A 23,245-nucleotide genomic window follows, 5' to 3' on the forward strand; every position below is an offset into this window, starting at 1 on the left:
CTGAATCTTCTTATCTTTTCATAGGCTGGAACAGCTTTTGCTTGCCCTGCGGCCGTATGTATTCCCTGCGAGGACCGACATGCCCCTTTATGCGTATAGCTGCAACGACTGTCAGGCCGAGTTCGAACTTTTGGTGCGCTCTTCCGACACGCCGGAATGTCCAGCCTGTGGGTCGGCCAAGCTGACGCAGCAGGTATCGCGCATCTGCAATGAAATCAAATATCCGGCCATCGCCCGTTCCTGGCGCCGCGCGGCGGCGGCCGAAGGCAATCTCTCCAATTTCAGCAAGGCCGAACGCGGGAAGCTCTAATACGAAATCCGTTTGATTGGTTCCATGTCATTCCCGATCGCTCGCAAAGCGAGCGATCGGGAATCCATAGCAAAATCAGCGCTCTTGTGGTTCTGGATTCCCGGTTGGGCTTCCGGCTCGCCGGGAATGATACCCACTAGGGCTTACCATGCCAGTTGCCCAGCAAGACCCCAAAAGCTGCCGTTAGGCGGCGGAGGGTCAATCGTTGCAAGGCGCACCGCTATGCTGGCGCCCTCCGCAGGCGATACGCCGCCTTGACGATAGCCGTTGAGCGCGGTTGAAACCTGTCCTGGCGACGTGGCAAATGTTCTGACCGAGGTTTCTCTCAAGAATTTGGCATATTCCAAAGTGATCGAGTTCAACGCTGCTTTCGAGCTGTTGTAAGCAAGCCAGTTGAGCTTGATCAATGGCGGCTCCATACGAGCGGTCATGCTGTGCGAGCCAAGCGCAGCGGATTGATTGATGATGCGGCCATCTCTCGATTTCAAAAGCATGGGCAGAAATGCGTTTGTAACCATGGCCACGCCGAAGACGTTTGTCTCGTAAGTCTCGCGAAAGTCCTGCAACGTCGTTTCCGACGGCGTCTTTTTCTGATCTCTGGCAATTCCCGCGTTGTTGATCAGCACGTCCAGCCGGCCGATTTCGCCACTCACCCGGGTTGCAGCGCGTGAGACGCTGACCGGATCGGTGACATCTAGTTGAACCGAAACCACATCCCCACCCGCTGCGCAGAATTCTGCCGCAATGGCGCGGCCGCGCTCGGCGTCACGCGCGCCGATAATGAGTTTCAGGCCGGCCTCAGCGAGTTGACGGGCTATTTCAAGCCCGATGCCGGCAGTGGCCCCGGTTATGAGAACGACAGGGGCAATCTTTGCTGTCTTGTTGACGGAATCGACCATTTGCATGAGTGCTCCAAATGGTAACGTCTATTCAAATGTCCTTATATAGTGATCCTTATATATCCATTCGCTCGTTGATACAAGGAGCCTTATACGCATGCAGGATTCTTTGAGACTGGCGGCGCTGAGTCTCAAGCGCGCACAAATCGCGAAAAGCGGCGCATTCGATCGAAATCTCGCCAGCTTGGGTTTGACCATGGCCCAATGGGTCGTGCTCGATCGAATTCGGGCTCATCCAGCGCAATCAACACACGCCCTCGCCAAAGCGAGTCTGATGACGGATCAATCCGTTGGCGAGCTCGTCGCCAAACTGGCGAAGCGAGGCTTGATCCAGAGGGTCGCCGGGCCGGGTCGATCGATCCGCCATCATCTGACCGATGCGGGAGCAGAATTGCTCGAAAAAGCCGCGCCCTTGGTGGCGGACGCCTTGGAGTCCGCCTTCGCGGGGCTAAGTCATTCTGAGATTGAACAGCTCATACAATTGCTCGACAGGATCGCGACCACAAAAATGGAAGTGTGATCCACCTTGCCGGGTGGATTAAGGCCACAACCGGCGCCGACAACTCTAGGCGCCCGCGACGCCTGTCGTCATCTCAACCTTTCGGGTGCGCCGACTTTTTTACACGGATAGAGGGAAAAGTGAGCTTTGCCGTGCCGTGCTCGAAACGGCTTTGCGAAAGGAAGAGGTGAAAATCTCGCCCCGATAGCCGCGTCACTGGCTCGGGAATATCGACTTCATGAACAGTCTGGCCTGGAAGAGGCTTAATTGCCAGACTTTGGCCTTTTATCGAGGAAGTTCCTCGACGAGCAGCGGCGACGATCTTCCCCGCGGAGTCTGTAACCACGAGCATTTTCATGGACTTGTCCATCGGCTCCTCCAAACGTTAGACGTTGCCGCCGCCCTGGATGTTGAAATGCACGCCGCTAGAGCCCCAATTCGTAATGGTGACGCCGTAACGATAGTACGGATCCTGGCCCGGACAAGCCTGGGGAGGGCCATTCTCCTGAATGCACCCGATGGCATAATCGAGAATCTTAGACTGGTCTGAGATGACCAACTCACAGGGCGCCTCACCCGCAAGCGGGTGCGCCATGATCCACTGAGCGCCGTTATCGTCTCCAGGATCGCCGTACCACATGTTCACACGAATTTGCTGTCCTGGCGCTAAGAAAAACGGTCCGTCGGCTGGTTGCAATCCGTTGAATGACATGGTGCTAACTCCCGTATGCAAATGCGGCTAATAGCTTCTGAGATAGCTCAGCTCAGAGCGAAAGCCATAGCGACTTGCTCCTTTCCCCGCGCCCGCGCATATAGTGGCGTCATGCCGCCCGCGCCCACCAACCGCCGCCCCGTCGCTCCCAAGGAAGCCCCGCAGGAACCCTTCAAAAGGGCCGTCGCCGGCGCCATGCGCGCCATGGCGAAAACCGCCAAGCTCGAAGTGGCTTTCGCGCCCGAGCGCCCGTCGCTCCTTGCCTCGCCCGAGGGCGCCAAGGCGCGGTTGACGGACCCGCCGCGCAAGCTCTCGCCGAAGGACGCGGCGATCCTGCGCGGCCAGGCCGATTCGATCGCGCTGCGCCTCGCCTGCCACGACGACGCGCTGCATCGGCGCCACGCCCCCGAGACGATGGAGGCGCGCGCCGCCTTCGACGCTTTGGAGCAGGCCCGGGTCGAATCGATCGGCGCGCGGCGCATGGCCGGCGTCGCCGCCAATATCGGCGCGATGCTGGAAGACCGCTACGCGCGCAGCCATTCCGAGAAAATTACGAGCCGCGACGACGCGCCGCTCGAGGACGCATTGGCGCTGATGGCCCGCGAGCGCCTCACAGGCCTCGAGTCGCCGCCGCATGGCGCGAAGATCGTCGAATTCTGGCGGGAGGTCATCGAGAAGCGCGCCGGCGGCGATCTCGACCGGCTCGTCGGCGCGGTCGAGGACCAGAAGCATTTCGCGCAGATCGTGCGCGAGCTTCTCGCTCATCTCGACATGGCCGGCGCCGAGGCGCCGGAAGAGACCGAGGCGGACGAGGAGAGCAGCGAAGCGCCGCAGAACCCCGAGGAAAGCGAAGAGCCGCAGCAGGAAGAGGATCAGGCCAAGAGCGCCGCCGAGATGGAGACCGCCCTCGCCGCCGAGGACTCTGAGCAGGAGGGCGAGAGCGAATCCGCCGAGGCTCCCTATGGCGAGTCGGCGGAGGAATCGGATACGGGCGATATGGAGGAGGCCGCCGACGCGCGCCGCCCCTCGACCACAGCCTCAGACCGCTCCGGCGCGGATTACCACGCCTACACCTCCCGCTTCGACGAGACTGTGCGCGCCGAGGAATTGTGCGATTCCGAGGAGCTCGACCGGCTGCGCGCCTATCTCGACAAGCAGCTTCTGCATTTGTCGTCGGTCGTCGGCCGCCTCGCCAACCGCCTGCAGCGCCGGCTGATGGCGCAGCAGAGCCGGTCCTGGGAGTTCGACATCGAAGAGGGCATGCTCGATCCGGCGCGCCTGCCGCGCGTGATCATCGATCCGCAGCAGCCGCTCTCCTTCAAGCGCGAAAAGGACACGGACTTCCGCGATACGGTGGTCACGCTGCTGCTCGACAATTCCGGCTCCATGCGCGGCCGCCCGATCACCGTGGCCGCGACCTGCGCCGATATTCTCGCCCGCACGCTCGAGCGCTGCGGCGTGAAGGTCGAAATCTTGGGCTTCACCACCCGCGCCTGGAAGGGCGGCCAGTCGCGCGAGCTGTGGATCAACGAAGGCAAGAAGCCCAATCCCGGCCGCCTCAACGACATCCGCCACATCATCTACAAGGCCGCCGACGCGCCCTGGCGGCGGGCGCGGCGCAATCTCGGCCTGATGATGCGCGAGGGGCTCCTGAAGGAGAATATCGACGGCGAGGCGCTCGACTGGGCGCATCGGCGGCTCCTGGCGCGCACGGAGCAGCGCCGCATCCTGATGATGATCTCCGACGGCGCGCCGGTCGATGATTCGACGCTCTCCGTCAATCCGGGGAATTATCTCGAGCGCCACCTGCGCCAGGTGATCTTCGACATCGAGACGAAGTCGCCGGTGGAGCTGATCGCTATCGGCATCGGCCACGACGTGACGCGCTATTACCGCCGCGCCGTGACCATCGTCGACGCCGAGGAGCTCGGCGGCGCCATGACCGAAAAGCTTGCGGAGCTCTTCAGCGAAAATACGCCTTCAAATGGCCGCGCCGGCGCCCGCGCTTAACCCAGCCGAAACCACGTTTCGCGTATGAAATCGGCGGGATTGGAAATGCCGCTACGACGTTAAAATTGCAACGAATCCACGTCGATGCGCGTTAACATGGGCGCGCCAACGTCAACGAGCGCGCGATAAGCGTTGCTTGGGAGCGAGTAAGATGGCGTTGGTGAGAAAAATACGCGACGAGGCGCCCGAATTCGAGAAAATGGCCTGCGTAACGGCGCTTTGTGCCTTGGCGACGCTGCCGCTCGCCTTCTGCGCGGCCGTAACGATTTTCGGCTGAGGCGGGGCGGAAATGCAAAAGGGAGCGGCAAGCGCTCCCCCAGTCTGCTGACAAACCTCCGAGGCGGCCTCGTCCTTCGAGACGCGAGCTTCGCTCGCTCCTCAGGATGAGGCCTAAGTGTTTGGCGAAGTTGCAGAAGCTCCTCATGCTGAGGAGACTGCGCAGCAGGCGTCTCGAAGCACGAGGGGCGTCATCGCCACTTTGGCGGCAGCTCCCTCACGAGGCATCGGCGATCGGCCATTCGCCCTTGAACTCTCCGCCCATATTGTCATGCGCGATCACGCGAAGCGTCTTGGCGCCATTGGGCGCATAAGTGAAACGGAAGTTCGGGTCTTCCGAAAGAGAAATCCCGCCCTCCATCTTGAAGATCAGATCGTCGCCCTGCCAGACCTCGACGGCGTCGATGTAATGTGCAGGCGTATAGGCGCGCGTGATCGGGTCCATCTGCAGGCCGGAATTATTCGGGTGCCGGATCATGATTTGCGCCTCGCGCTTGCTCGCGACCGCGCTCTTCAATTCGCGGTATTTCATCTTGCCCATATTGGCGAGCGCCTCGTCCGGGTCCTTGCCGGCGGGGGCCGAACATCCGCCCGAGGCCTTCACGAATTTGACTTCCGAATGAAGCTTGCCGTCGCGCGTCTCCGCAACGGCGTGGACGTTGGTGTAGCTGTTCACCCGCACGCGCGTTTCGATCGCGTCGACGCCGGCTTTCTCGCCAAAAGTGAAGCTCGCGGCCATCGGCATGGGGTTCTGATCGATGACGAGCGTTGCGACCTTCACTTTGGCCGGCTCAGGGAAGCGCAAGGTCATCGGCACGATCGCCGCGTCCTCCGCGCGCTTGGGCGCTTCGAGCGAAACAGCGCCGTCGGCCATGGCGATCTCCCGGCCGTGGAAGATGTCCGTGACGAGCCCCGGCCAAAGGTCGGGCGCGCTGGATTGCGCCAACGCCGAAGAGGCGAGGGCGGCAGCGAGCATTGCGGCGGCGAGCGCCGTGCGGGCGGTTGACATGGGCGTCCTCCAAAACTCTCGCGAGAGATTAGCGCAGCTTGGAGCCTGACCGTGAGACAAAGTCACGGCCCCTCCCACTCCAGCTCCGCAAAGCCAGCCGTGGCGTTTCGGGCGTTGTAATCATCGAAAAGACGCCATTTGTCGCGCTCTTCGCTTCCAGCGTCCTTCGCGGCGTCCTTCACGCTTTCGCCCTTCTTGATCGCCGCGCGCAGATCGGCGGTCAGCCGCATGAGATAAGCGCGTTCGTCGTCGAGCGCCTTGGGCCAGGGCGCGACGTCGGGGCCATGCCCCGGCACGACGCGCTCGGCTTTGATTCCCGCCAGACGGTCGGCGACGTCGAGAAAGCCGAGCAGGCTGCCGTCGACCACCGGCACATGCTGCAGGAAAAGAAGATCGCCGGCGAAGAGCGTACCGCTCTTGGCGTCCAGCGCGGTCAGATCCGCCTCGCTATGCGCGGTCTTCCACGCCTGTAGAACGATCTCCCGGCCGCCGAGATCGAGCGTCGTCGTCTCCGATACGAGCATCGTCGGCGGCACGATGGTCACGCCGTCGAGGGCGTCGCCCATGATCTGGCGGAAGGATGCGAGATAATGCTCGCCGCGCGCAGCGAGGGCGCGGGGCAAATTCTTGTGGCCCACGAAGGTCACGCGGGGCAGGGCGAAGGCCGCATTGCCGAAAACATGATCCGGATGCGCGTGCGTGTTGATGACATATCGGATGGGCTTTTGTGTCTTCTCGCGCAGCGCGGCAAGGAAGGCCTTGCCCTGAACGAGGCTCCCGCCCGTATCGATCACCGCGACTGCGTCGTCGCCGACAATGGCGCCTAGATTGGCGATGCCGCCCAAGTTTTCCCGGGTCATCAGGGACGTTTCGCCCTGATGCGCATAGACGCCTGGCGCGATCTCGTCGAGCTTGAAAGGCGCCTCCGCCGCTGCCGGGAGCGGCGTCAAAATCAGCGCGACAAGCACAGCGGCCAAGGTGGAAATTGAACGCAACATGTTGATTTACCTTGGAGCTTTAGCGACACGGCCCCACACGCCGAGGCTTATGTTTTTTGCGATTGCGATTCAACCGGTCGCGACATATTATCCCGGCGTTTCCAAGTTAGAAGATGCCTTCCGGACGGGAACCGGAAGCATCCCGACGCTGTAGGCAATTTTTTGCACGACCGGCCCGGGAGCGAAACGGAAAACGCCTTCCCAATGTCGAGGCGCCCAATAGAGGCGCGACGTCGGCGGCGGCGCAACCATAAGGCGCGCCTCGGCGTCGTCAGGAGGAAATGCTCATGCATAAGCTGTTGTTGTCGACTTCAGTTGGTGTTCTTGCGCTGTTTGCGGTCGGCGCTGCGAAAGCCGACGACGAATTGCTGACGCTGTCGAAGGATCCCAAGCAGTGGGTTTCTCCGACCGGCGACTACGCCAATCTCCGCCATTCGGGCCTCAAGCAGATCACGGGCGAAAACGTCGGCAAGCTCCAGCCGGCCTGGCAGTTTTCGACGGGCGTTCTGCGCGGCCACGAAGGCGCGCCGATCGTCCTCAACAATGTGTCGGTCACCGACAGCTCCGGCAAGACCATCACGACCGACGTGATGTATCTGCATACGCCGTTCCCCAATATCGTCTATGCGCTCGACGCCAAGGATCCGGCTCACCAGATCCTCTGGAAATATGAGCCCAAGCAGGATCCGTCGGTCGTTCCGGTCATGTGCTGCGACACGGTCAACCGCGGCGTCGCTTACGGCGACGGCAAGATTTTCCTCGCTCAGGCCGACACCACGCTCGTCGCGCTCGACGCCAAGACCGGCAAGGTCGTCTGGTCGGTGAAGAACGGCGATCCGTCGAAGGGCCAGACCTCGACCGCCGCGCCGCATGTCTTCAAGGACAAGGTGTTCGTCGGCATCGCCGGCGGCGAGTTCGGCGTGCGCGGCCATATCACCGCTTACGACATCAAGACCGGCAAGCAGGTGTGGCGCGGCTACTCCATGGGTCCCGACGCCGATACGCTGATCGAGCCGGGCAAGACCACCCATCTCGGCCAGCCGGTCGAGAAGGACTCCGGCATCAGCACCTGGCAGGGCGATCAGTGGCAGACGGGCGGCGGCACCACCTGGGGCTGGTATAGCTACGACCCCGAGCTGAACCTCGTCTACTACGGCTCCGGCAACCCCTCGACCTGGAACCCGAACCAGCGTCCGGGCGACAACCGCTGGTCGATGACCATCTGGGCGCGCGACCTCGACACCGGCAAGACGAAGTGGCTCTACCAGATGACCCCCCACGACGAGTGGGACTATGACGGCATCAACGAGATGATCCTGGCCGACCAGGACATCGGCGGCAAGAAGGTCAAGACGCTCGTCCACTTCGACCGTAACGGCTTCGCCTATACGCTCGATCGCACCAACGGCGACCTGCTCGTCGCCGAGAAGTATGATCCGGCGGTGAACTGGGCGACGAAGGTCGACATGGACAAGTCGTCCAAGACCTATGGCCGTCCGCTGGTCGTCGACAAATATTCGACGCAGCACAATGGCGAGGACACGAACACCCAGAACGTCTGCCCGGCCGCTCTCGGCTCGAAGGACGAACAGCCGGCTTCTTTCGATCCGGCGACGGGCCTGTTCATGGTTCCGACGAACCACGTCTGCATGGACTATGAGCCGTTCCGCGTGTCCTACACGGCGGGCCAGCCCTATGTCGGCGCGACGCTGGAAATGTTCCCGGCGGGCAAGGTGCTGGGCGACGGCACGAACCACACCGGCAACTTCATCGCCTGGGACGCGCGGACGGGTAAGATCGTCTGGTCGAACAAGGAGCAGTTCTCGGCCTGGTCGGGCGCTGTGTCGACGGACGGCGGCGTGACCTTCTACGGCACGCTGGAGGGCTATCTGAAGGCGGTCGACACGAAGACCGGCAAGGAGCTCTACAAGTATAAGACCCCGTCGGGCATCATCGGCAATGTGATGACCTATGAATCGGCCGGCAAGCAGTATGTGGCGGTTCTGTCGGGCGTCGGCGGCTGGGCTGGCATCGGCCTCGCGGCCGGTCTGTCGAAGTCGAACGAAGGTCTCGGCGCGGTGGGCAACTACGCCTCGCTCGCCAATTATACCGCCCTCGGCGGCGTCCTGACCGTCTTCGCCCTGCCCAACTAAGCAGAGCGTAAGATAAAAACCGGCGCTCGGCGAACCCTGGCAATAAGGGCCTCGCCGGGCGCTGTCGTTTACGAGTGAATGAAGAACCGACCAGGAGAGTGTGTGATGAGATCGTCGATTGCCGGGGCTGTTGCTCTGGGCGTCATGATGTTTGTGGGAACCTCCGCCATGGCCGAGGCGCCCGGAGACCCCAAAGCCGTCAAATCCGAGAACGGCAAATATTTCGACGCGAAAGGCGATCCCACCTATAACGTCGGCGCCGACGGCGCGGTCGATTGGTACACCTTCTCCGGCTATCGCCGCTATCACGCCGAATGCCACGTCTGCCACGGCCCGAACGGCGGCGGCTCGACCTACGCCCCGGCGCTGAAGGAGTCGGTGAAGCGCTTCAACTACGCCGAATTCGCGGGCATCGTCATCGGCGGCCGTCAGAACGGCAACAGCGTCATGCCGGCTTTCGCCGACAACAAGAACGCCGTCTGCTACATCGATGACCTTTACGTCTATCTCCGCGCGCTTTCGACCGGCGCTGTCCAGCCGGGCCGCCCGGAGAAGAAAGAGCCGGCTCCGGAGGCCTTCAAGAAGGCCGAAGCCGACTGCATGGCCGCCAAGTAAGGCCCGTTATAGAGAGGTCGATCTCATGATCGTCTCGCAGGCATGTCAGCGCGGCGTCGCCGCGCTCCTGTCCTCAGTCGGCGCCGTCGCGATTCTGTTCGCGGCGGCGTCTGGCTTTGCGCAGCATATGGGCCCGGATGCGGGCGCCAAGGGGTCCGACAATGCAGGCGGGATCGAGCTCATCGACCCGAAAACGCTTCGCGTCTGCGCCGACCCGAATAATCTGCCTTTCTCCAACGAGAAGGGTGAAGGCTTCGAGAACAAGATCGCCGAGTTCCTGGCCGCAAAGCTCCACAAGGATCTCGCCTACGCCTACTATCCCGGCGCGACGGGCTTCGTGCGCAATACGCTCAACGCGCATCTGTGCGACGTCATTCTCGGCATGCCACAGGGCAATGATCTCGTGCAGCCGACGAATCCTTATTACCGCACGACCTACGCTATGGTGACTCGCGCCGGTTCTGATCTCGACGGGATACAGAACCTCGACGATCCGCGTCTGAAGGAAAAGAAGGGCCGCATCGGCCTCGTCGCCAATACGCCGCCGGGTAATATTCTCGCGAAAAATGGCATGATCGGGCTCGTGAAGCCCTATGCCTTAATGGTCGACACGCGTGTGGAATCCTCGAGCGCGGCCATGATCCACGATCTGGAGGCCGGTGAGATCGACGTTGCATTGCTTTGGGGCCCGATCGCTGGCTATTACGCCAAGAAATCGAATGCAAAGCTGAATGTGACGTTGCTCCCCGAGACGCCGGGCGTACGCATGGCCTTCCGCATCGGATTCGGCGTGCGCAATTCGGACCAGAATTGGAAGCGCGAGCTCAATAATCTCATTGGACAGAACAAAGCCGAGATCGAAAAGATCCTGGCCGATTACGGCGTGCCGATGCTCGATGAAGGCGGCCAGCCGCTGAGGAAAGCGCAATGAGGCGGCTCGCCGCCGCCGCGTTTGCAACTGCTTTCGCGGCGCATGCGGCGGCGGAAACAGTCGCGCCGCCGCCTGAGCCCGAGGGCTACCGCCTCGACGCCTATCGCGCGCCCGTGCCTGCGACGCTGAAAGGCGCCGCCGTCGTCGATACGGCAAAGGCTTTCGAATTATGGCGCGCCAAGGCGGCGGTCTTCATCGACGCGCTGCCGCAGGCGCCTAAGCCCGAGGGCCTGCCGAAGAAGGCTGTGTGGCGCGAGCAGCCGCGCTTCGATATTCCCGGCAGCATTTGGCTGCCGGACACGGGCTATGGCGCGCTGTCAGATGCGACGCAGGCCTATTTGGAAAAGGGCCTCGCCAAGGCGACGGGGCGGGACAAGGCAAAGGCGCTGGTTTTCTATTGCCTCACCAATTGCTGGATGTCCTGGAACGCCGCCAAGCGCGCTATATCGCTCGGCTACTCCAATGTTTTCTGGTATCCGCAAGGCACGGATGGCTGGGCGGCGGAAAAGCATCCGCTCGAAGAGCGCAAGCCGGAGCCGCGCGAGTAGCGTTTAACTCCGCTACTCCATCTCCGCCAAAATCTTGCGCGCCAGTTCGCCGAAGCGCTGTTCGATGAGCGCGGGGCTTTCGCAGACAAAGCTCGCCATCTTGCGCTGCTCTTCGAAGAGACGCACACGCCATTGCGTGGTTTCGGCCGCCTTCTTCACTGTTTCGGCGTCCGGCGCCGGCTTCTTGCTCTGCAATTCATAAAAGGCCTGCGTCTCTTCGCGCGTCTTTTCCGCCATCTCCTTGAGGCGCCGTCCAAAGCGGTCGAGACCATTCACAACGTCGCGACGCTCGTCGTTCATGCGCTCGTAGAGACCCGCAAAGAGCGTCGTCAGACGTTCCTTGCGATGATCGCCCGCGCCTTTCGAAAATTCTCCGATAAGCTTTTCAGCTTCGTCTATCGGCGTGCGGCGGGCGGCGATGCGCGCGACGAGGTCGGCGATAGCAGCATCATCGCGCCAGCTCTTTCTCTCTTTCTCGATCGACGGCCCGGTCCATACGCCGGCGAGCGCGATCTCCGGAACGCGCACCTGTTTGCAGGGCCAGTCGCCCTGTGCAGATTGCGCGAGCGCAGGCGTTGCGAGCAGGAGTGGCGCCGCAAAGGCAAGCGCGAGGTGTCTTCTCATCGGCATGCGCCTATAATGCCTCATGCAGGTCATCCCCGTCATCGATATTCGCAATGGCGTTGTCGTGCGCGCCGTCGCGGGTCAGCGTTCCGAATATAAGCCGCTTGAAACGCCGCTCGCGCCGACGGGCGCGCCGCTCGATGTCGCGCATGGTCTAGCGTCGCTCCATCCTTTTCGCACGCTCTATATCGCCGATTTGGATGCGATCGAAGGCCGGAGCGACAACTATGCGCATATCATTCGCGTCGCCACCGCCTTCCCGCATGCGCGTCTCTGGGTCGACGTAGGGATCACGCGCTTTGCCGACGCCGACCGCTGGCTCGCTCTGCGAAATATTGACGTCGTCATCGGCAGTGAAAGCCTGAAAGAGGCGGCAGAATTGCGCGCGATCAGAGACAATTCACGATTCGCGCTCTCCTTGGATTTCTCAGCTCAAGCTTTCCTTGGCGAAGCGGAGATTCTGCACAATGCCGGATTGTGGCCTGCAAACATCATTGTCATGACGCTTGCGCGGGTCGGCGCTGGTCAGGGTCCCGACCTGAGCCGCCTAAATGAAATCCTGCCGCGGGCAAAAGGAAAGAACGTCTACGCTGCGGGCGGCGTGCGCGGCGTCGAGGACCTCATCGCGTTGGAAAAGGCAGGCGTCGCGGGCGCGCTTATCGCCACCGCCCTGCATGATGGCCGCCTCACGCGCAAAGAGCTCGGGCAGTTTCACGCAGAATAAAAAAGGGGAGCCGCGACGGGCTCCCCTGATAGGTAAAAACTCTCGCGCTTAGTTGGCGGCGAAAGGATGCTTGGCGGTGACGCGCTCCTGGACGACGCGCGAAGCCTTGGGGTCGCCCTTCATTGCGCGAGCAATGGCTTCCTTCGTGGCCTGGTAGTTGAAGTCCTGGATCTTCTGGTCGTCGTTGGCTTCCCAGTGGATGAAGACGCCGACGCAGATGAAGAGGTCTTCAGCCTTGTCGAGCGGGATGACGCCTTCAGCGACAGAGTCAGCAACGGCCTTGGCGACGCCATGCTGCGCCGGGCCGAACATCTGCACGGCCTGCTTGGCGTTCTTGATCGTCACCTTGTTGAACATCATGGTGTAGGGCTTGACGAGCAGGTTCGGGGCGATAACCGCGAGCAGCGTCGTGAAGCCGTCCTTGTTGTTCACGAGGCCGTTGGCGAACGCCTTCTCCGCCGCCGAGCCGCGCGGCCCCATGATCAGGTCGATATGGGCGACCTCATTACCCTCGCCGACGAGCGATTCGCCGACGCCCATCTTGGCGCTGCTGGAGCCCGCGAAGCCCGTCGCCGGCTTCGGAAACAGCGCGCCCAGAATCTTTTCAAAGAAAGAAGCCATGTTCATCCCTCCCGGCGCCATTCGCGTCCAGCGGCTTGTTTATTGCGCGCCCGCGCGGAGCCCGTTTGTCCGTTGAACGCCCGATTGACCGCGGCGCGTATCGTGTTCGGCAGAAAGGGGAGCCGGCTCCGGCTCCCCTGATTATCTCGCTTGCTCGAGCGTTTTCGGATCGAAAACGCTATAGCGTTCCGAACTCAGTTCGGGGCGAAGGGGTGCTTGGCGTCGTTGCGCTTGGCGACGACTTCGGCAGCCTTCGGCTCGCCGGCGACGGCGCGGGCGATGGCTTCCTTGGTGGCCTGGTAGTTGTAGTCCTGGATCTTCTTGTCGTCGTTGGCGTCCCAGTGAATGAACACGCCGACGGAGATGAACAGGTCGTCAGCTTCCTCGACCGGGATGATGCCTTCGGCGACGGCATCGGCGACGGCCTTGGCGACGCCGTGCTGAGCCGGGCCAAACATCTGGACGGCCTGCTTGGCGCCCTTGATGGTGACCTTGTTGAAGAGGATCGTGTTGGGCTTGCAGAGCAGGTTCGGGGCGACGACCGCGAGAAGGGTCGTGAAGCCGTCCTTGTTGTTGACGAGAGCGTTCGCGAAAGCGAGCTCAGCGGCCGAGCCGCGCGGGCCCATGATCAGGTCGATGTGAGCGACTTCGTTGCCTTCGCCGACGAGCGACTCGCCCACCAGCATCTTGTTGATCTTCGCCATTTGTGCGTTCCCTTTTCAGCTTCCCCCAGGCGTTCGCGCGCTGCGCGCCGCGACCGCCTCTATCCTTCGTTTTCGGCGTCGGCCTAATCGCCCGACCGGTTAGCCGGATAGCCGCGAGACCACCCCGCGCGGCGCGGACTCAACCATTTTTGTGGGCTTTTGCCAAGATGGCGGGAAGGGAATCGGCGAAAAGAACGGCCACCGTCAGGTCTGCGCTGGTGCCGGGATTGATTTTGTTTTTCTTAAGGTTCTGGTCGAAATCGAGCGCCAGGGCGAAGGCCGCGTCGCGCGCCGGGGCGCGTTCGATGCGTGCGGCTGCGCACATGGCCGCGTCGCGAACGTCGTACGCTTTTTCAATTCCATACTTGCGGACGATGTGGCTGTCGGGAAAAGCGGCGAGAAACGCGAGATATGTTTCGAGCGTTGCGCGCGGCGCGTCATGGCCGCGCGCGCGGGCCCGCTGCAGCGCGTTGAGCCCTGTCTCGAAAATATCGACGAAATCATGGGCGTATTGGTAGCCGATGCGGTCGCGGTCGGCGCTCGCACGCATCGCTTCGAGCAAAGACGTCTGCGCGGGGCCGGAGACGTCATGCTCCTCCGCCGCGCCGAGGCCCGCGGGATTGGCGCGGCTGATGGCGCGGAACGCGGCGTCGGCGTCGGCGACGTCGAGCGCCGCCAGCACGCGCGCGGTCTCGCGGCGAAGGTCGGGCGTTTCGGTGGTCAGCACGGCGTGGGCGAGCGGCGCGCAGAGCAGGATAATGCCGAGATTGGTGTTCTGGGCGACCGCCGCCCAGGTGGCCTCGACCGCGCCGAGAATGCGGTGGCCGACGCTCGCGCCGGGCGCGGCGATGAAAGGCGCGGCCGCGCGGGCGCTCTCGATAAAGTCCCGCGCCTCCATGCCATGGCCCGGCGCAAAGTGATGCACATTGCCGGGCTTGGGCGCGGCTAGCTCCGCCTCGCAGGCCGCGACGAATGCTTGCGCGACCGCGGCGTTGATTGGGTCGGGATGCGGGGCGAGGGGGGCGGTCACGTGATGAATGGCGTGTATACCCAAGGGGCGGCGCGCGAGAGCGCCGCTTCGTCCCTCATCCTAACGCTTTCAGCGCATTGCGGCGAGCGGGCAGGAGGGAAAGCGCGTCCGCGGCCAGCCGTTCGGCGATGGAGAAGGGCGTTATGCGTTGCAGGCCGCTCCAGCCCGGCATGCTGTTGACTTCCAAGACCATGGGCCGCCCTTGCGCGCTGGTGATGAGATCGACGCCGGCGACGATCGTTCCCATTGCCTCAGACGCCGCGAGCGCCATGTCGCGCTCCTCGCGCGTCGGCTCCGCCACGAGGGGCTTCGCCCCCTGGCGCACATTGGTGATCCAATGGCTGGAGCGGCGTTTCATCGCCGCAACCACTTCGCCGCGCGAAACGAGAACACGCATGTCCTCGTAAGGGGGGCGGCTCGGGCCGACGAAGCGCTGCAGATAATAGACGCCGCGCGCTTCTTCGACTGAAGGAATGTCGCTTTCCTTTTCGATGAGTCGCAAGCCCCAGCCCTGGGCGCCGAAAAGCGGTTTCATAACGAGGACGCCGCTCGCGCATTCGCGCCGGGCGATGTCGCGCGCCTGCGCCAAGGATTGCGTCGCGAAGGTCTCGGGCGCCGGGACGCAGGCGCGCGCGAGCAGAAAACTCGCCATGCTTTTGTCGGTGCAGCGCTCGATCGAACGGGCGCTGTTCACGAGCGGAACGCCCAAGGCTTCCAGCGCATGCAGCACGCCGAGCCGCATGGTGATCGCCTCCAGCGAGCCGTCGCCAATGGCGCGCACGACGACGAGGTCGGGAAGCGCGTGAAAGCCGGGAATGGCGAGGCCGTGCGGGCGGGACGAATCGATCCGGCAGGCTGAAAGCCGCACGGCGACCGGCGTCGCCCCCAATGCGCGGAAGGCCGCGAGCGTATGCTCGACATGCCAGTCCAGCTTGTCGGTGAAAACGGCGACGCGGGGGGTGGGGTAATTGTTCAGTAACTATCTCCCAAGTGCGACAAGCCCGGAAAGGCTACCCCCTATTTGCCGAACTCACCCCGCCATGCCAACAGCGCTACTGCCGTGCGGCAATTTGTCGCGTTAACGCTCGGTTAATCATATGATGGACTCGACAGGAATAGGGCCGAAAACCTCCTTAAATAGAGAAAAAGGGGGTTTACGCGCGAGCAAGTCCCGTGCCGACGCTAGCCTCGCGCAAAATTAAGCATGACTCGCCACCAACATCCTTGCGCGATTCCAAAAAATATTAACGACTCGACGTTGCGCGTCTTGCGCAGAGTCCAGAATCGTGGATAATGGGGCTATGGAGACATTGTCAGAGTTCATAGCCCGGCGCCGAGAGGAGCTGGCAGAAGAAGAAAGGAAGCTTCGGCGGAGGCTGAGCGAGATATTAATTGAAATGCAGCAGCTAAAGTCAGTTGCATCTCAGCATTTCGAGTCAGAAGAAAAAATCGATAGACAACTAACGCCTCGAACTTATGGACGAAAAAGAAGTATTAAGCCGGGAACGATCATGTTTGATGTTATGGCTATTTTGGACGGCTACCCTCAGGGTTTGACAGCAAACGAAATATTAGATCGCATAAACGAAATAAGGACAGAAAGAGTTGAAAGAACTAGTTTAAGTCCGCAGCTCAGTCGTCTGCGGCAAGATGGTTACCTTGAACTCGCTGGATCAGTTTGGAGGCTAATCAGGTGAAAACGATCGAAGTGTTACAAAAAAAGGGGCTCAGAATGATCTGAGCCCCAGAAGGGGATGGTATAGTGCGGGCTGTCGGCTACCCACCTGTCGGCCCGAGGGTGCAAGTCCCTCCATCTCCACCATTGGCCCCGTGGCGAAATCGGTAGACGCAGCGGTCTTGAAAACCGCCTCCTGGCAGGGATTGTCGGTTCGAATCCGACCGGGGCCACCACTCGAAATTAATTTAGCTACGTGCCACTGTCCAGAGCGCAGTCTTTCGAGACTACCCGCCAAACGACTTGTCGAGCAGCGCCTCGTCGATCTTGCCGGCGCGGAAGGTTTCGCCGGTCTCGACCGCCGTCACCAGCGCTTCGGCCGGCGAGAACAGGCTACCGTCGATCTGGTAGAAGTCGCCCTTATAGGCCTTGAAGATTTCCGCGAAAGGCCGGCCGTAGTCGCGCGAATTGCTGCTCGGCAGCTTTTCGGCGAGCTCCTTGGCCGCCGCTGCCGGGCCCTTCACGAAGAGATGCGCGCGGCCGGCGTAGATGATGGCGTCATTGGTGCGGCCCATCGCCTGGACGAAGTCGGGATGCGGCGGCGAGAGCGGCGCAGTCGCGATTCCGTCGACGACGTTTTCGAGCGGGAAATGCAGCTCATGCGCCTTGTGCAGCGCCACTTCGAGCACGCGGCCGACGACCTGAACGCTGCCGGCGAGCGACTGCGTCGGAGCGTAGACGAAGGCGACCTTATCGGGCGAGACATCGGACTTGGACGCGACCTTCTCGACGACTTCCTTCGGCGGCGGCGCGGCCGACTCCAGCACGATCGTCACGCGGTCGGCGCGGTCCTTGTAGGAAAGCTCCTCGAAAAGCTTCTCGACGCGCGCCTGGGCGCGGCCGGGGCCCGAGCCCAGCGCAAAGAATTTCTCATGCTGCAGGCTCCAGCCGGCATATTGGCTGGCGAGGCAGGCGACGACGGGATCGTTGCTGGAGACCGTGAGCCAGAACGGCCATTTCGCGGCGCCGGGCGAATGCGACAAGGTGACCTTGCCGAGACCGCCCATGCAGATTTCCGTGAGGAGCAGGCCGGCGTCGACGCCGCCCACGGCCTTGGCGCCCGCGTCGATCAGCAATTCGCCGAGGCTGCCGCGCGACACCGAAACGCGGTAGCGCTCGGCGCCGGCGACGAGACGGTCGACGATCTCGCCCGCGAGAGTGTTGACGCTGGCCGTGACGCGGCCGGTGTTTTCGCTAGCGCTCACTAGTGGTCCTTCCCTCGAGATTTCTGTGGCTCTACCGCTCGACCCCCTGCGCTCTATAAGAGCGGGGAAACTTCGCCAGCGGCAGGCGCGGGCGCGAACTTATCGGTCTTTGCGGCGAAACGAAAGCGGCTCGCGACGCGCAAGCGGCCAGATGGTTTTAACCTCTGTCGCATAAGTTTCAAACCAAAGGCGTAGGGCGGAATTCTCTTCATCGGGCGGGCGATATGGACAGGCAAGAGTTCAGGGCGCAGGAATTTTCACTGCGGGACGCGACGATCGCGGCGCTCGCGGTCCTCGGCGTCGTCTTCGCTAACATTGGCGTGGTCCGCGCCCTGGATATCGCGCTGGACGCCATCCACCGCTGATTCCAGCTAGAGCGCAAGAAATCCCAGCCTTCCGTCCAACAGGTCGGAAGGTTTTGTTTTTTCGACGTCTACGAAGCCTTTTTCCCGCCCGCCTCATCCGGATGGATAATTGAGCCACAGTAGGGCGGTGGCAGGATTTGTCGTTATTTTGTCATTGTGCACGCCCGTGTCAGGCCGGAAAATATTTGTATGACAAGCGTTAAGCCCCCATTCGATCCCCATGGCGCTTTGTGGCCTGATCCGATCCGCTCGGATATTCGACGGAACCGAAAAATAGGCATTCTAATCTATCCTGACTTTGAAATTATCGATCTTTGCGGCCCGCTAGACGTTTTCTATTACGCTGACCGCGCCCTCGGCTCGGAGCGGGCGAGCGAGCCCGGCTATGAATGCGTTGTCATCGCACAGGCAAAGGGTCTCGTCAGAGCTAAATGCGGCCTCGAACTCAGAGCGACCCACGATTGCGCTGAAATCCCCGCTGGCCTCGACACGCTGCTCGTCGCTGGCGGCGAGGGGGCCTTCGCGGCTTGCGAAGACGAGAGCCTCATCGATTGGATCAAGGCCATCTCGTGCGGCGTACGGCGCCTCGCTTCAATTTGCACGGGCGCTTTCATCCTCGCCAAAGCCGGGCTTCTCAACAATCGCAAGGTGACGACCCACTGGCTCTATTGTGACCAGCTCGCGGCGGCCTATCCCTCCCTTTGCGTCGAATCCAACCGCATCTTCGTGCGTGACGGCGGCGTCTACACCTCGGGCGGCATCACGGCCGGAATCGATCTGGCGCTCATGCTGATCGAAGAGGATCTCGGCCGGGACGTGCCACGCATGGTCGCCGGCATGATGGTCGTTTTCCTGCGGCGTCCCGGGGGACAGGCGCAATTCAGCCCTTTCCTCCAGGCGGAGACCGGAAACTGCCGGGACATCACCCAGCTAAAATCATGGATCCTCGGCAATTCGAGCGAAAATCTCACGGTCGAGCGCCTCGCCGAGCAGCTTGCGATGAGCCCGCGCAACTTCGCTCGGCGGTTCCGCGCAGAGACCGGCATGACGCCCGCGCGCTTCGTCGAATACGCCCGGGTCGAAGCTGCGCGCTGCCGGCTGGAGCAGACAAGCCTCCCTCTTCAGACCATTGCGGAAATCTGCGGCTTTACGACGATCGAGCGCATGCGGCGCGCCTTCAAGCGGAATCTCGCCGTCGGCCCGAACGAATATCGAGAGCGCTTCCAATCGACTTTCCTCCAATAGGAGAGGCTTGCCATGAAAATCTTGTTCCTGACGACGGCGCACAACAGTCTCAGTCAGCGCCTTTTGATCGAGCTGACAGAGCGCGGCCATAAAGTCGCGGTGACCATCGCCGACAGCAGCGCGGCGATGCTCGGCGCGGTCGAGGAGCAAGACCCGGACCTCATCATCGCGCCCATGTTGAAGGCCGCCGTGCCGGAGGAGATCTGGACCCAGCGCGTCTGCCTTATCGTGCATCCGGGCATCATGGGCGATCGTGGGCCGTCTTCGCTCGACTGGGCCATTATGGACGGCGAGAAGCGCTGGGGCGCGACGGTTCTGCAGGCTGCGGCGGAAATGGACGCGGGGCCGATCTGGGCGAGCCACGAATTCGACCTGCCGGAGGTCGCCGACGCCAAGGGCACCCTTTACCGCAATGAGGTGACGGAAGCGGCCGTGCGCGGGGTTTTGGAGGCGGTCGATAAATTCGAATCCGGCAGCTTCCAGCCCTGGCCGCTCGATTATTCCTGCCCGCTCACGCAGGGCCGGCTGCGCCCGACCATGATGCAGAAGGATCGCGCCATCGACTGGATGCGCGAGCCGACTGACGACGTTGTGCGTAAGATTCGCGCGGCCGATAGCGCGCCGGGCGTTTTGGACGAGCTGTTCGGCCTGCCGGTGTTTCTCTACGGCGCGCATTATGAAGACCGGCTGAAGGGGCCGCCGGGAACGGTCATCGCCAAGCGCGATGGCGCGATCTGCCGCGCGACGGTCGACGGCGCGGTCTGGATCACACACCTCAAGCTCAAGAGCGACGCGCACGACGCCAATTGCCGCTTCGCGGAACAGGGTTGCGATTATTGCAACACGCAGTTCTGCCCAGTTTCCGGGATCAAGCTGCCGGCCGGAGACATACTGGGTCCGTTGCTACGCGGCGCGCCGGAATCGGCGCTGTCCGTGGAGGAGGAAGTCGATTACCGGACCTATCGCGACATCCGCTACGTCGAGCGCGACGGCGTCGGGCATATCCATTTCGACTTCTACAATGGCGCGATGAGCACGGAGCAATGCTATCGGCTGCGAGACGCCTTCCTCCTCGCGCGCAGCCGGCCGACGCGCGTGATCGTGCTGCATGGCGGCAAGGACTACTTTTCAAACGGCATCCATTTGAACGTCATCGAGGCGGCAGAGGATCCAGCGCTCGAGTCGTGGCGAAACATCAACGCCATTGATGATCTCGTGTATGAAATCACTTGCACGATGTCGCATATCGTCATCGCGTCCATGTGCGGCAACGCCGGCGCGGGCGGCGCGATTGTGGCGCTCGCTGCGGATCGCGTCTTCGCGCGCGAGGGCGTCGTCCTCAATCCGCATTACAAGAGCATGGGCGGGCTCTACGGGTCCGAATACTGGACCTATCTCCTCCCCAGACGCGTCGGCGCGGAGCGCGCGCATGAAGTGATGGACGGCTGCCGGCCAATGGGGACGCATGAGGCGAAGGCGATCGGCTTCGTCGACAATGTCTTTGGCGGAAATGCGCAAAGCTTCCAGCAGGAAGTTACAGTGAGGGCGGTCCATCTCGCCATGCGCATGGATTTCTGGAACCTGCTGCGCGAGAAGCACGAAAAGCGCGTGAAGGACGAGCGGGTGAAGCAGCTCGCGGCCTATCGCGCCGAGGAGCTGGCGCGGATGCGGGTCAATTTCTTCGGGCCCGATCCTTCTTATCACCTTGCCCGCGAAAGATTCGTCTTCAAGGGCCGCGCGCCAACGGCGAGGCCAACGACCACACCCGCCATTCGTCGTGAGTTCGCCGGCCGCTGACCTTGTGACGCGGGGCCTGTCCTCTACGCCTTAAGAGAGTCTCGCATCTAAAGGGCCGTCATGGCCGGGCTTGTCCCGGCCACCCACGCCGACGGGCATATCCCAACAAGACGCGCCATCGCTATGGATGAAGTTCAGGCCAGGCTTTGCGATGCTCCGAAGTCCTCTCTTCACGCCGACGCAAAGTTCCATGCTGATCTATGCCCAGCATTTGCTGTCGTTCGCGTGGCGTGGGTGGCCGGGACAAGCCCGGCCATGACGAGGGCGGCATGCGGTGGCCTCTACGCCTTCACGCCGCGCCTTGCGAGGGACCAGGTACGATAGGCCCCCGGCGTCATTCCGGCGTAGCGCCGGAACGCGCGCCGGAAGCTCGTTTCATCCGCATAGCCCGACGCGCTGGCGAGCTGTTTCACCGAACTCTGCGTTGTCTCCAGGAGCATGCGCGTCGTCTCGAAGCGCACGCGGTCGAGAAAGCTTTTGGGGGTCTCTCCGGTGAATTCCTTGAGGCGCCGATGCAGCGTGCGGTCCGAGACGCCGAGCGCCTGCGCCAGTTGCACGGATGTGAGCGGCGCGTCGCCCGCCTGCCGCACGATATGTTCGGCTTGGAGGATGAAGGGATTGGACGCCGAGACATGGCCGGGCGGGATGTAGATCGTCTGGGTCGACGGCGCGGCGTCGACGACGGTAAAATCCGCGGCCGTTTTCGCGGCTTCGTCGCCGACAAGCGCGCGAATGAGATGGAGAGATAGGTCGATCCACGAGAGGGGGCCGCCGGCGGTCACCACGCGTCGATCCTCGATCAGCGACGCGCCGCGGGCGGCGTCGGCGCGGGGATAGCGCGCTTTCAATTCATCGTGCCGCCACCAAGTCGTCGTGCAGCGGCGCCCGTCGAGCAGGCCCGCTTCGCCGAGCAGGAAGACACCGTTGCAGGCGGCGGCGACAATCGCGCCCAATGCGTGCTGGCGCCTCAGCCAGGCGGCTGCGGCGCTGATTTCGGGCGTCGGCGGCAAAGAATTGCCGCCATCGCAGAAGAACGGCGGGACGATAACGGCGGCGCATGAGCCGAGCGTCCCGAAAGCCTCGTCGACAGCATGTGTCCGGCCCGAGCCGTCGCATATCGGCGCGCCATCGTGACTGACAGTGACGACGCGATACGGCGACGGCCGCTCTTTCGTCTTCAGCATGCGCCTGCTGAGCATAAGAAGATCGGCCGCGCCGATGAATCCGAGGCCCAAACAATTTTCGTAACCGAGAACGGCAATGTCCATGGTCTGACTCGCTTGGCGGAAAATGCCTGTCTTGTGGCAAATTCGCTGTCTGACTTTGCAAGGATAATGGCAAACCCGCCATGCTGGCAAGCGCAAGGCGCTCTTTATCCTCCTCCCTCACCGGAAACGCCGGTCGTTTCCCGGTCGCAATGGAGAAGAAAAATGAGTGCAACGACACAAACCGCGGCAGGCGCCACAGCAGCCGAAAAGCCGATCGTCGATCTCAGAGGCATGTGGATTGGATTGGGGCTGCTCAACAGCTTCTATTTGATTGTCCGCGTCTATGAGCAAGTCTTCGGCTGGCGCGCGGGCCTCGATTCATTCGCGCCAGAGTTCCAGACCTATTGGATGTCGATCCTCTGGTCGGAGATTCCGCTGGAGCTGATCTCGGGCCTTGGTCTCGCCGGCTATCTTTGGAAGACCCGCGTGCGCGACATGTCGCTGGTGACGCCGCGTCAGGAAATGCGCGCCATCGTCGATAATGTGAAATGGCTCGTTTGCTATGCGGCGGCGATCTACTGGGGCGCGTCCTTCTTCACCGAGCAGGACGGCACGTGGCATATGACCGTGATTCGCGACACGGATTTCACGCCGTCGCATATCATCGAGTTCTACATGAGCTATCCGATCTATTCCATCATGGCGGTCGGCTGCTTCTTCCATGCAAGGACGCGCATCCCTTACTTTTCCAAGGGCTATTCGCTCGCCTATCTGATCGTCTCGATCGGCCCCTTCATGATCATCCCGAATGTCGGCCTCAATGAATGGGGACATACGTTCTGGTTCATGGAGGAGCTCTTCGTCGCGCCGCTCCATTGGGGCTTCGTGTTCTTCGGCTGGATGGCGCTCGGCGTCTTCGGCGTCGTGCTTCAGCTCCTGCTGAATGTGCATCGGTTGCTCGGCAAGGAGGGCGTCGCGCTTCTCACCCAGTGATTTTGAAAAAGGGCGCGCGCCGCGCCGGCGGCCG

The 23,245-nt window shown here is 62.2% G+C and carries 26 protein-coding genes and 1 tRNA gene; 15 read left to right on the forward strand and 12 right to left on the reverse strand.

All coding sequences use genetic code 11. The annotated features are described in order from the left end of the window. The first annotated feature begins 79 nt into the window (after positions 1–79). On the forward strand, positions 80–310 hold the full coding sequence (locus OGR47_RS00805; RefSeq protein ID WP_165049776.1) for an FmdB family zinc ribbon protein: 231 nt from the start codon (positions 80–82) through the stop codon (positions 308–310). A gap of 143 nt (positions 311–453) precedes the next feature. Here the strand turns inward: OGR47_RS00805 and OGR47_RS00810 are convergent, their stop codons facing one another. Next, the gene (locus OGR47_RS00810) at positions 454–1,215 is read right to left on the reverse strand and encodes an SDR family NAD(P)-dependent oxidoreductase (RefSeq protein ID WP_206527400.1); all 762 of its coding nucleotides are present in this window, start codon (positions 1,213–1,215) and stop codon (positions 454–456) included. A gap of 91 nt (positions 1,216–1,306) precedes the next feature. Here OGR47_RS00810 and OGR47_RS00815 point away from each other — a divergent pair, with 91 nt between their 5' ends. After that, on the forward strand, positions 1,307–1,729 hold the full coding sequence (locus OGR47_RS00815; RefSeq protein ID WP_165049778.1) for a MarR family winged helix-turn-helix transcriptional regulator: 423 nt from the start codon (positions 1,307–1,309) through the stop codon (positions 1,727–1,729). Between the two features lie 73 nt (positions 1,730–1,802). Here the strand turns inward: OGR47_RS00815 and OGR47_RS00820 are convergent, their stop codons facing one another. Together OGR47_RS00820 and OGR47_RS00825 are read right to left on the reverse strand one after the other, a co-directional pair. Then, positions 1,803–2,078: a hypothetical protein gene (locus OGR47_RS00820; RefSeq protein WP_165049780.1), complete on the reverse strand. Its 276-nt coding sequence runs from the start codon at positions 2,076–2,078 to the stop codon at positions 1,803–1,805. A gap of 15 nt (positions 2,079–2,093) precedes the next feature. Continuing rightward, entirely contained in the window at positions 2,094–2,420 is a 327-nt protein-coding gene (locus OGR47_RS00825) for a hypothetical protein (protein ID WP_165049782.1), read from the reverse strand. A 111-nt stretch (positions 2,421–2,531) separates the two neighbouring features. Here OGR47_RS00825 and cobT point away from each other — a divergent pair, with 111 nt between their 5' ends. Further along, positions 2,532–4,430, forward strand: a complete 1,899-nt coding sequence (gene cobT, locus OGR47_RS00830; protein ID WP_165049784.1) for a cobaltochelatase subunit CobT — start codon at positions 2,532–2,534, stop codon at positions 4,428–4,430. A gap of 151 nt (positions 4,431–4,581) precedes the next feature. Then, entirely contained in the window at positions 4,582–4,707 is a 126-nt protein-coding gene (locus tag OGR47_RS00835; RefSeq protein WP_256367619.1) for a hypothetical protein, read from the forward strand. A 216-nt stretch (positions 4,708–4,923) separates the two neighbouring features. Here OGR47_RS00835 and OGR47_RS00840 read toward each other — a convergent pair whose 3' ends face one another. Both OGR47_RS00840 and OGR47_RS00845 read right to left on the reverse strand, forming a co-directional pair. After that, positions 4,924–5,715, reverse strand: a complete 792-nt coding sequence (locus tag OGR47_RS00840; RefSeq protein ID WP_165049786.1) for a quinoprotein dehydrogenase-associated SoxYZ-like carrier — start codon at positions 5,713–5,715, stop codon at positions 4,924–4,926. A 62-nt stretch (positions 5,716–5,777) separates the two neighbouring features. Continuing rightward, entirely contained in the window at positions 5,778–6,713 is a 936-nt protein-coding gene (locus OGR47_RS00845; RefSeq protein ID WP_165049788.1) for a quinoprotein relay system zinc metallohydrolase 2, read from the reverse strand. 287 nt (positions 6,714–7,000) lie between these two features. Here OGR47_RS00845 and OGR47_RS00850 point away from each other — a divergent pair, with 287 nt between their 5' ends. The 4 genes from OGR47_RS00850 to OGR47_RS00865 all read left to right on the forward strand — a co-directional run bounded on the left by OGR47_RS00850 (position 7,001) and on the right by OGR47_RS00865 (position 10,960). Further along, the gene (locus OGR47_RS00850) at positions 7,001–8,866 is read left to right on the forward strand and encodes a methanol/ethanol family PQQ-dependent dehydrogenase (RefSeq protein WP_216697872.1); all 1,866 of its coding nucleotides are present in this window, start codon (positions 7,001–7,003) and stop codon (positions 8,864–8,866) included. A 147-nt stretch (positions 8,867–9,013) separates the two neighbouring features. Then, a complete protein-coding gene (locus tag OGR47_RS00855; protein WP_165054980.1) occupies positions 9,014–9,481 on the forward strand; it encodes a c-type cytochrome, methanol metabolism-related in 468 nt (155 codons plus the stop codon). Positions 9,482–9,506: 25 nt separating this feature from the next. Next, positions 9,507–10,412, forward strand: coding sequence for a substrate-binding domain-containing protein (locus OGR47_RS00860; RefSeq protein WP_165054961.1), 906 nt, complete (start codon positions 9,507–9,509; stop codon positions 10,410–10,412). Then, positions 10,409–10,960: a PQQ-dependent catabolism-associated CXXCW motif protein gene (locus OGR47_RS00865; RefSeq protein WP_165054960.1), complete on the forward strand. Its 552-nt coding sequence runs from the start codon at positions 10,409–10,411 to the stop codon at positions 10,958–10,960. Before OGR47_RS00860 ends, OGR47_RS00865 begins: the two co-directional genes overlap by 4 nt. A gap of 12 nt (positions 10,961–10,972) precedes the next feature. Here OGR47_RS00865 and OGR47_RS00870 read toward each other — a convergent pair whose 3' ends face one another. After that, positions 10,973–11,584 carry a hypothetical protein gene (locus OGR47_RS00870; RefSeq protein ID WP_165054959.1) on the reverse strand — a complete coding sequence of 204 codons (612 nt, stop codon included), beginning with the start codon at positions 11,582–11,584 and terminating at the stop codon, positions 10,973–10,975. Between the two features lie 22 nt (positions 11,585–11,606). Between OGR47_RS00870 and OGR47_RS00875 the strand changes: the two genes are divergently transcribed. Then, positions 11,607–12,308 (forward strand): HisA/HisF-related TIM barrel protein, encoded by a 702-nt coding sequence (locus tag OGR47_RS00875; RefSeq protein WP_165054958.1) that lies wholly within the window; start codon positions 11,607–11,609, stop codon positions 12,306–12,308. A 48-nt stretch (positions 12,309–12,356) separates the two neighbouring features. On the opposite strand, the gene fae (OGR47_RS00880) is transcribed toward OGR47_RS00875, so the two are convergent. From fae (OGR47_RS00880) to OGR47_RS00895, 4 genes are all read right to left on the reverse strand, one after another. Continuing rightward, on the reverse strand, positions 12,357–12,929 hold the full coding sequence (fae, locus tag OGR47_RS00880; RefSeq protein ID WP_165054957.1) for a formaldehyde-activating enzyme: 573 nt from the start codon (positions 12,927–12,929) through the stop codon (positions 12,357–12,359). Between the two features lie 194 nt (positions 12,930–13,123). Then, positions 13,124–13,633 carry a formaldehyde-activating enzyme gene (gene fae, locus OGR47_RS00885; RefSeq protein ID WP_165054956.1) on the reverse strand — a complete coding sequence of 170 codons (510 nt, stop codon included), beginning with the start codon at positions 13,631–13,633 and terminating at the stop codon, positions 13,124–13,126. A 139-nt stretch (positions 13,634–13,772) separates the two neighbouring features. After that, the gene (locus OGR47_RS00890) at positions 13,773–14,687 is read right to left on the reverse strand and encodes a triphosphoribosyl-dephospho-CoA synthase (RefSeq protein WP_371824405.1); all 915 of its coding nucleotides are present in this window, start codon (positions 14,685–14,687) and stop codon (positions 13,773–13,775) included. A gap of 31 nt (positions 14,688–14,718) precedes the next feature. Continuing rightward, the gene (locus tag OGR47_RS00895) at positions 14,719–15,552 is read right to left on the reverse strand and encodes a RimK family alpha-L-glutamate ligase (RefSeq protein WP_253948076.1); all 834 of its coding nucleotides are present in this window, start codon (positions 15,550–15,552) and stop codon (positions 14,719–14,721) included. 421 nt (positions 15,553–15,973) lie between these two features. Here OGR47_RS00895 and OGR47_RS00900 point away from each other — a divergent pair, with 421 nt between their 5' ends. Together OGR47_RS00900 and OGR47_RS00905 are read left to right on the forward strand one after the other, a co-directional pair. Beyond that, entirely contained in the window at positions 15,974–16,360 is a 387-nt protein-coding gene (locus OGR47_RS00900) for a hypothetical protein (protein ID WP_165054954.1), read from the forward strand. A gap of 127 nt (positions 16,361–16,487) precedes the next feature. After that, a tRNA-Ser gene (locus OGR47_RS00905) sits at positions 16,488–16,574 on the forward strand. A 51-nt stretch (positions 16,575–16,625) separates the two neighbouring features. On the opposite strand, the gene mch is transcribed toward OGR47_RS00905, so the two are convergent. Beyond that, the gene (mch, locus tag OGR47_RS00910) at positions 16,626–17,603 is read right to left on the reverse strand and encodes a methenyltetrahydromethanopterin cyclohydrolase (RefSeq protein WP_165054953.1); all 978 of its coding nucleotides are present in this window, start codon (positions 17,601–17,603) and stop codon (positions 16,626–16,628) included. A gap of 224 nt (positions 17,604–17,827) precedes the next feature. Between mch and OGR47_RS00915 the strand changes: the two genes are divergently transcribed. The 3 genes from OGR47_RS00915 (at position 17,828) to OGR47_RS00925 (ending at position 21,010) form a co-directional block, all read left to right on the forward strand. Then, on the forward strand, positions 17,828–17,968 hold the full coding sequence (locus OGR47_RS00915) for a hypothetical protein (RefSeq protein ID WP_165054952.1): 141 nt from the start codon (positions 17,828–17,830) through the stop codon (positions 17,966–17,968). A 189-nt stretch (positions 17,969–18,157) separates the two neighbouring features. Further along, positions 18,158–19,213, forward strand: a complete 1,056-nt coding sequence (locus OGR47_RS00920) for a GlxA family transcriptional regulator (RefSeq protein WP_165054951.1) — start codon at positions 18,158–18,160, stop codon at positions 19,211–19,213. A gap of 12 nt (positions 19,214–19,225) precedes the next feature. Then, positions 19,226–21,010, forward strand: coding sequence for a hydrogenase maturation protein (locus OGR47_RS00925; protein WP_165054950.1), 1,785 nt, complete (start codon positions 19,226–19,228; stop codon positions 21,008–21,010). A gap of 281 nt (positions 21,011–21,291) precedes the next feature. On the opposite strand, the gene OGR47_RS00930 is transcribed toward OGR47_RS00925, so the two are convergent. Then, the gene (locus OGR47_RS00930) at positions 21,292–22,278 is read right to left on the reverse strand and encodes a GlxA family transcriptional regulator (RefSeq protein WP_165054949.1); all 987 of its coding nucleotides are present in this window, start codon (positions 22,276–22,278) and stop codon (positions 21,292–21,294) included. A 162-nt stretch (positions 22,279–22,440) separates the two neighbouring features. Here OGR47_RS00930 and amoC point away from each other — a divergent pair, with 162 nt between their 5' ends. Then, positions 22,441–23,211 carry a bacterial ammonia monooxygenase, subunit AmoC gene (gene amoC, locus OGR47_RS00935; RefSeq protein WP_165054948.1) on the forward strand — a complete coding sequence of 257 codons (771 nt, stop codon included), beginning with the start codon at positions 22,441–22,443 and terminating at the stop codon, positions 23,209–23,211. The last annotated feature ends 34 nt before the right edge of the window (positions 23,212–23,245 follow it).

This window comes from Methylocystis sp. MJC1 (assembly GCF_026427715.1).
GTDB lineage: Bacteria > Pseudomonadota > Alphaproteobacteria > Rhizobiales > Beijerinckiaceae > Methylocystis.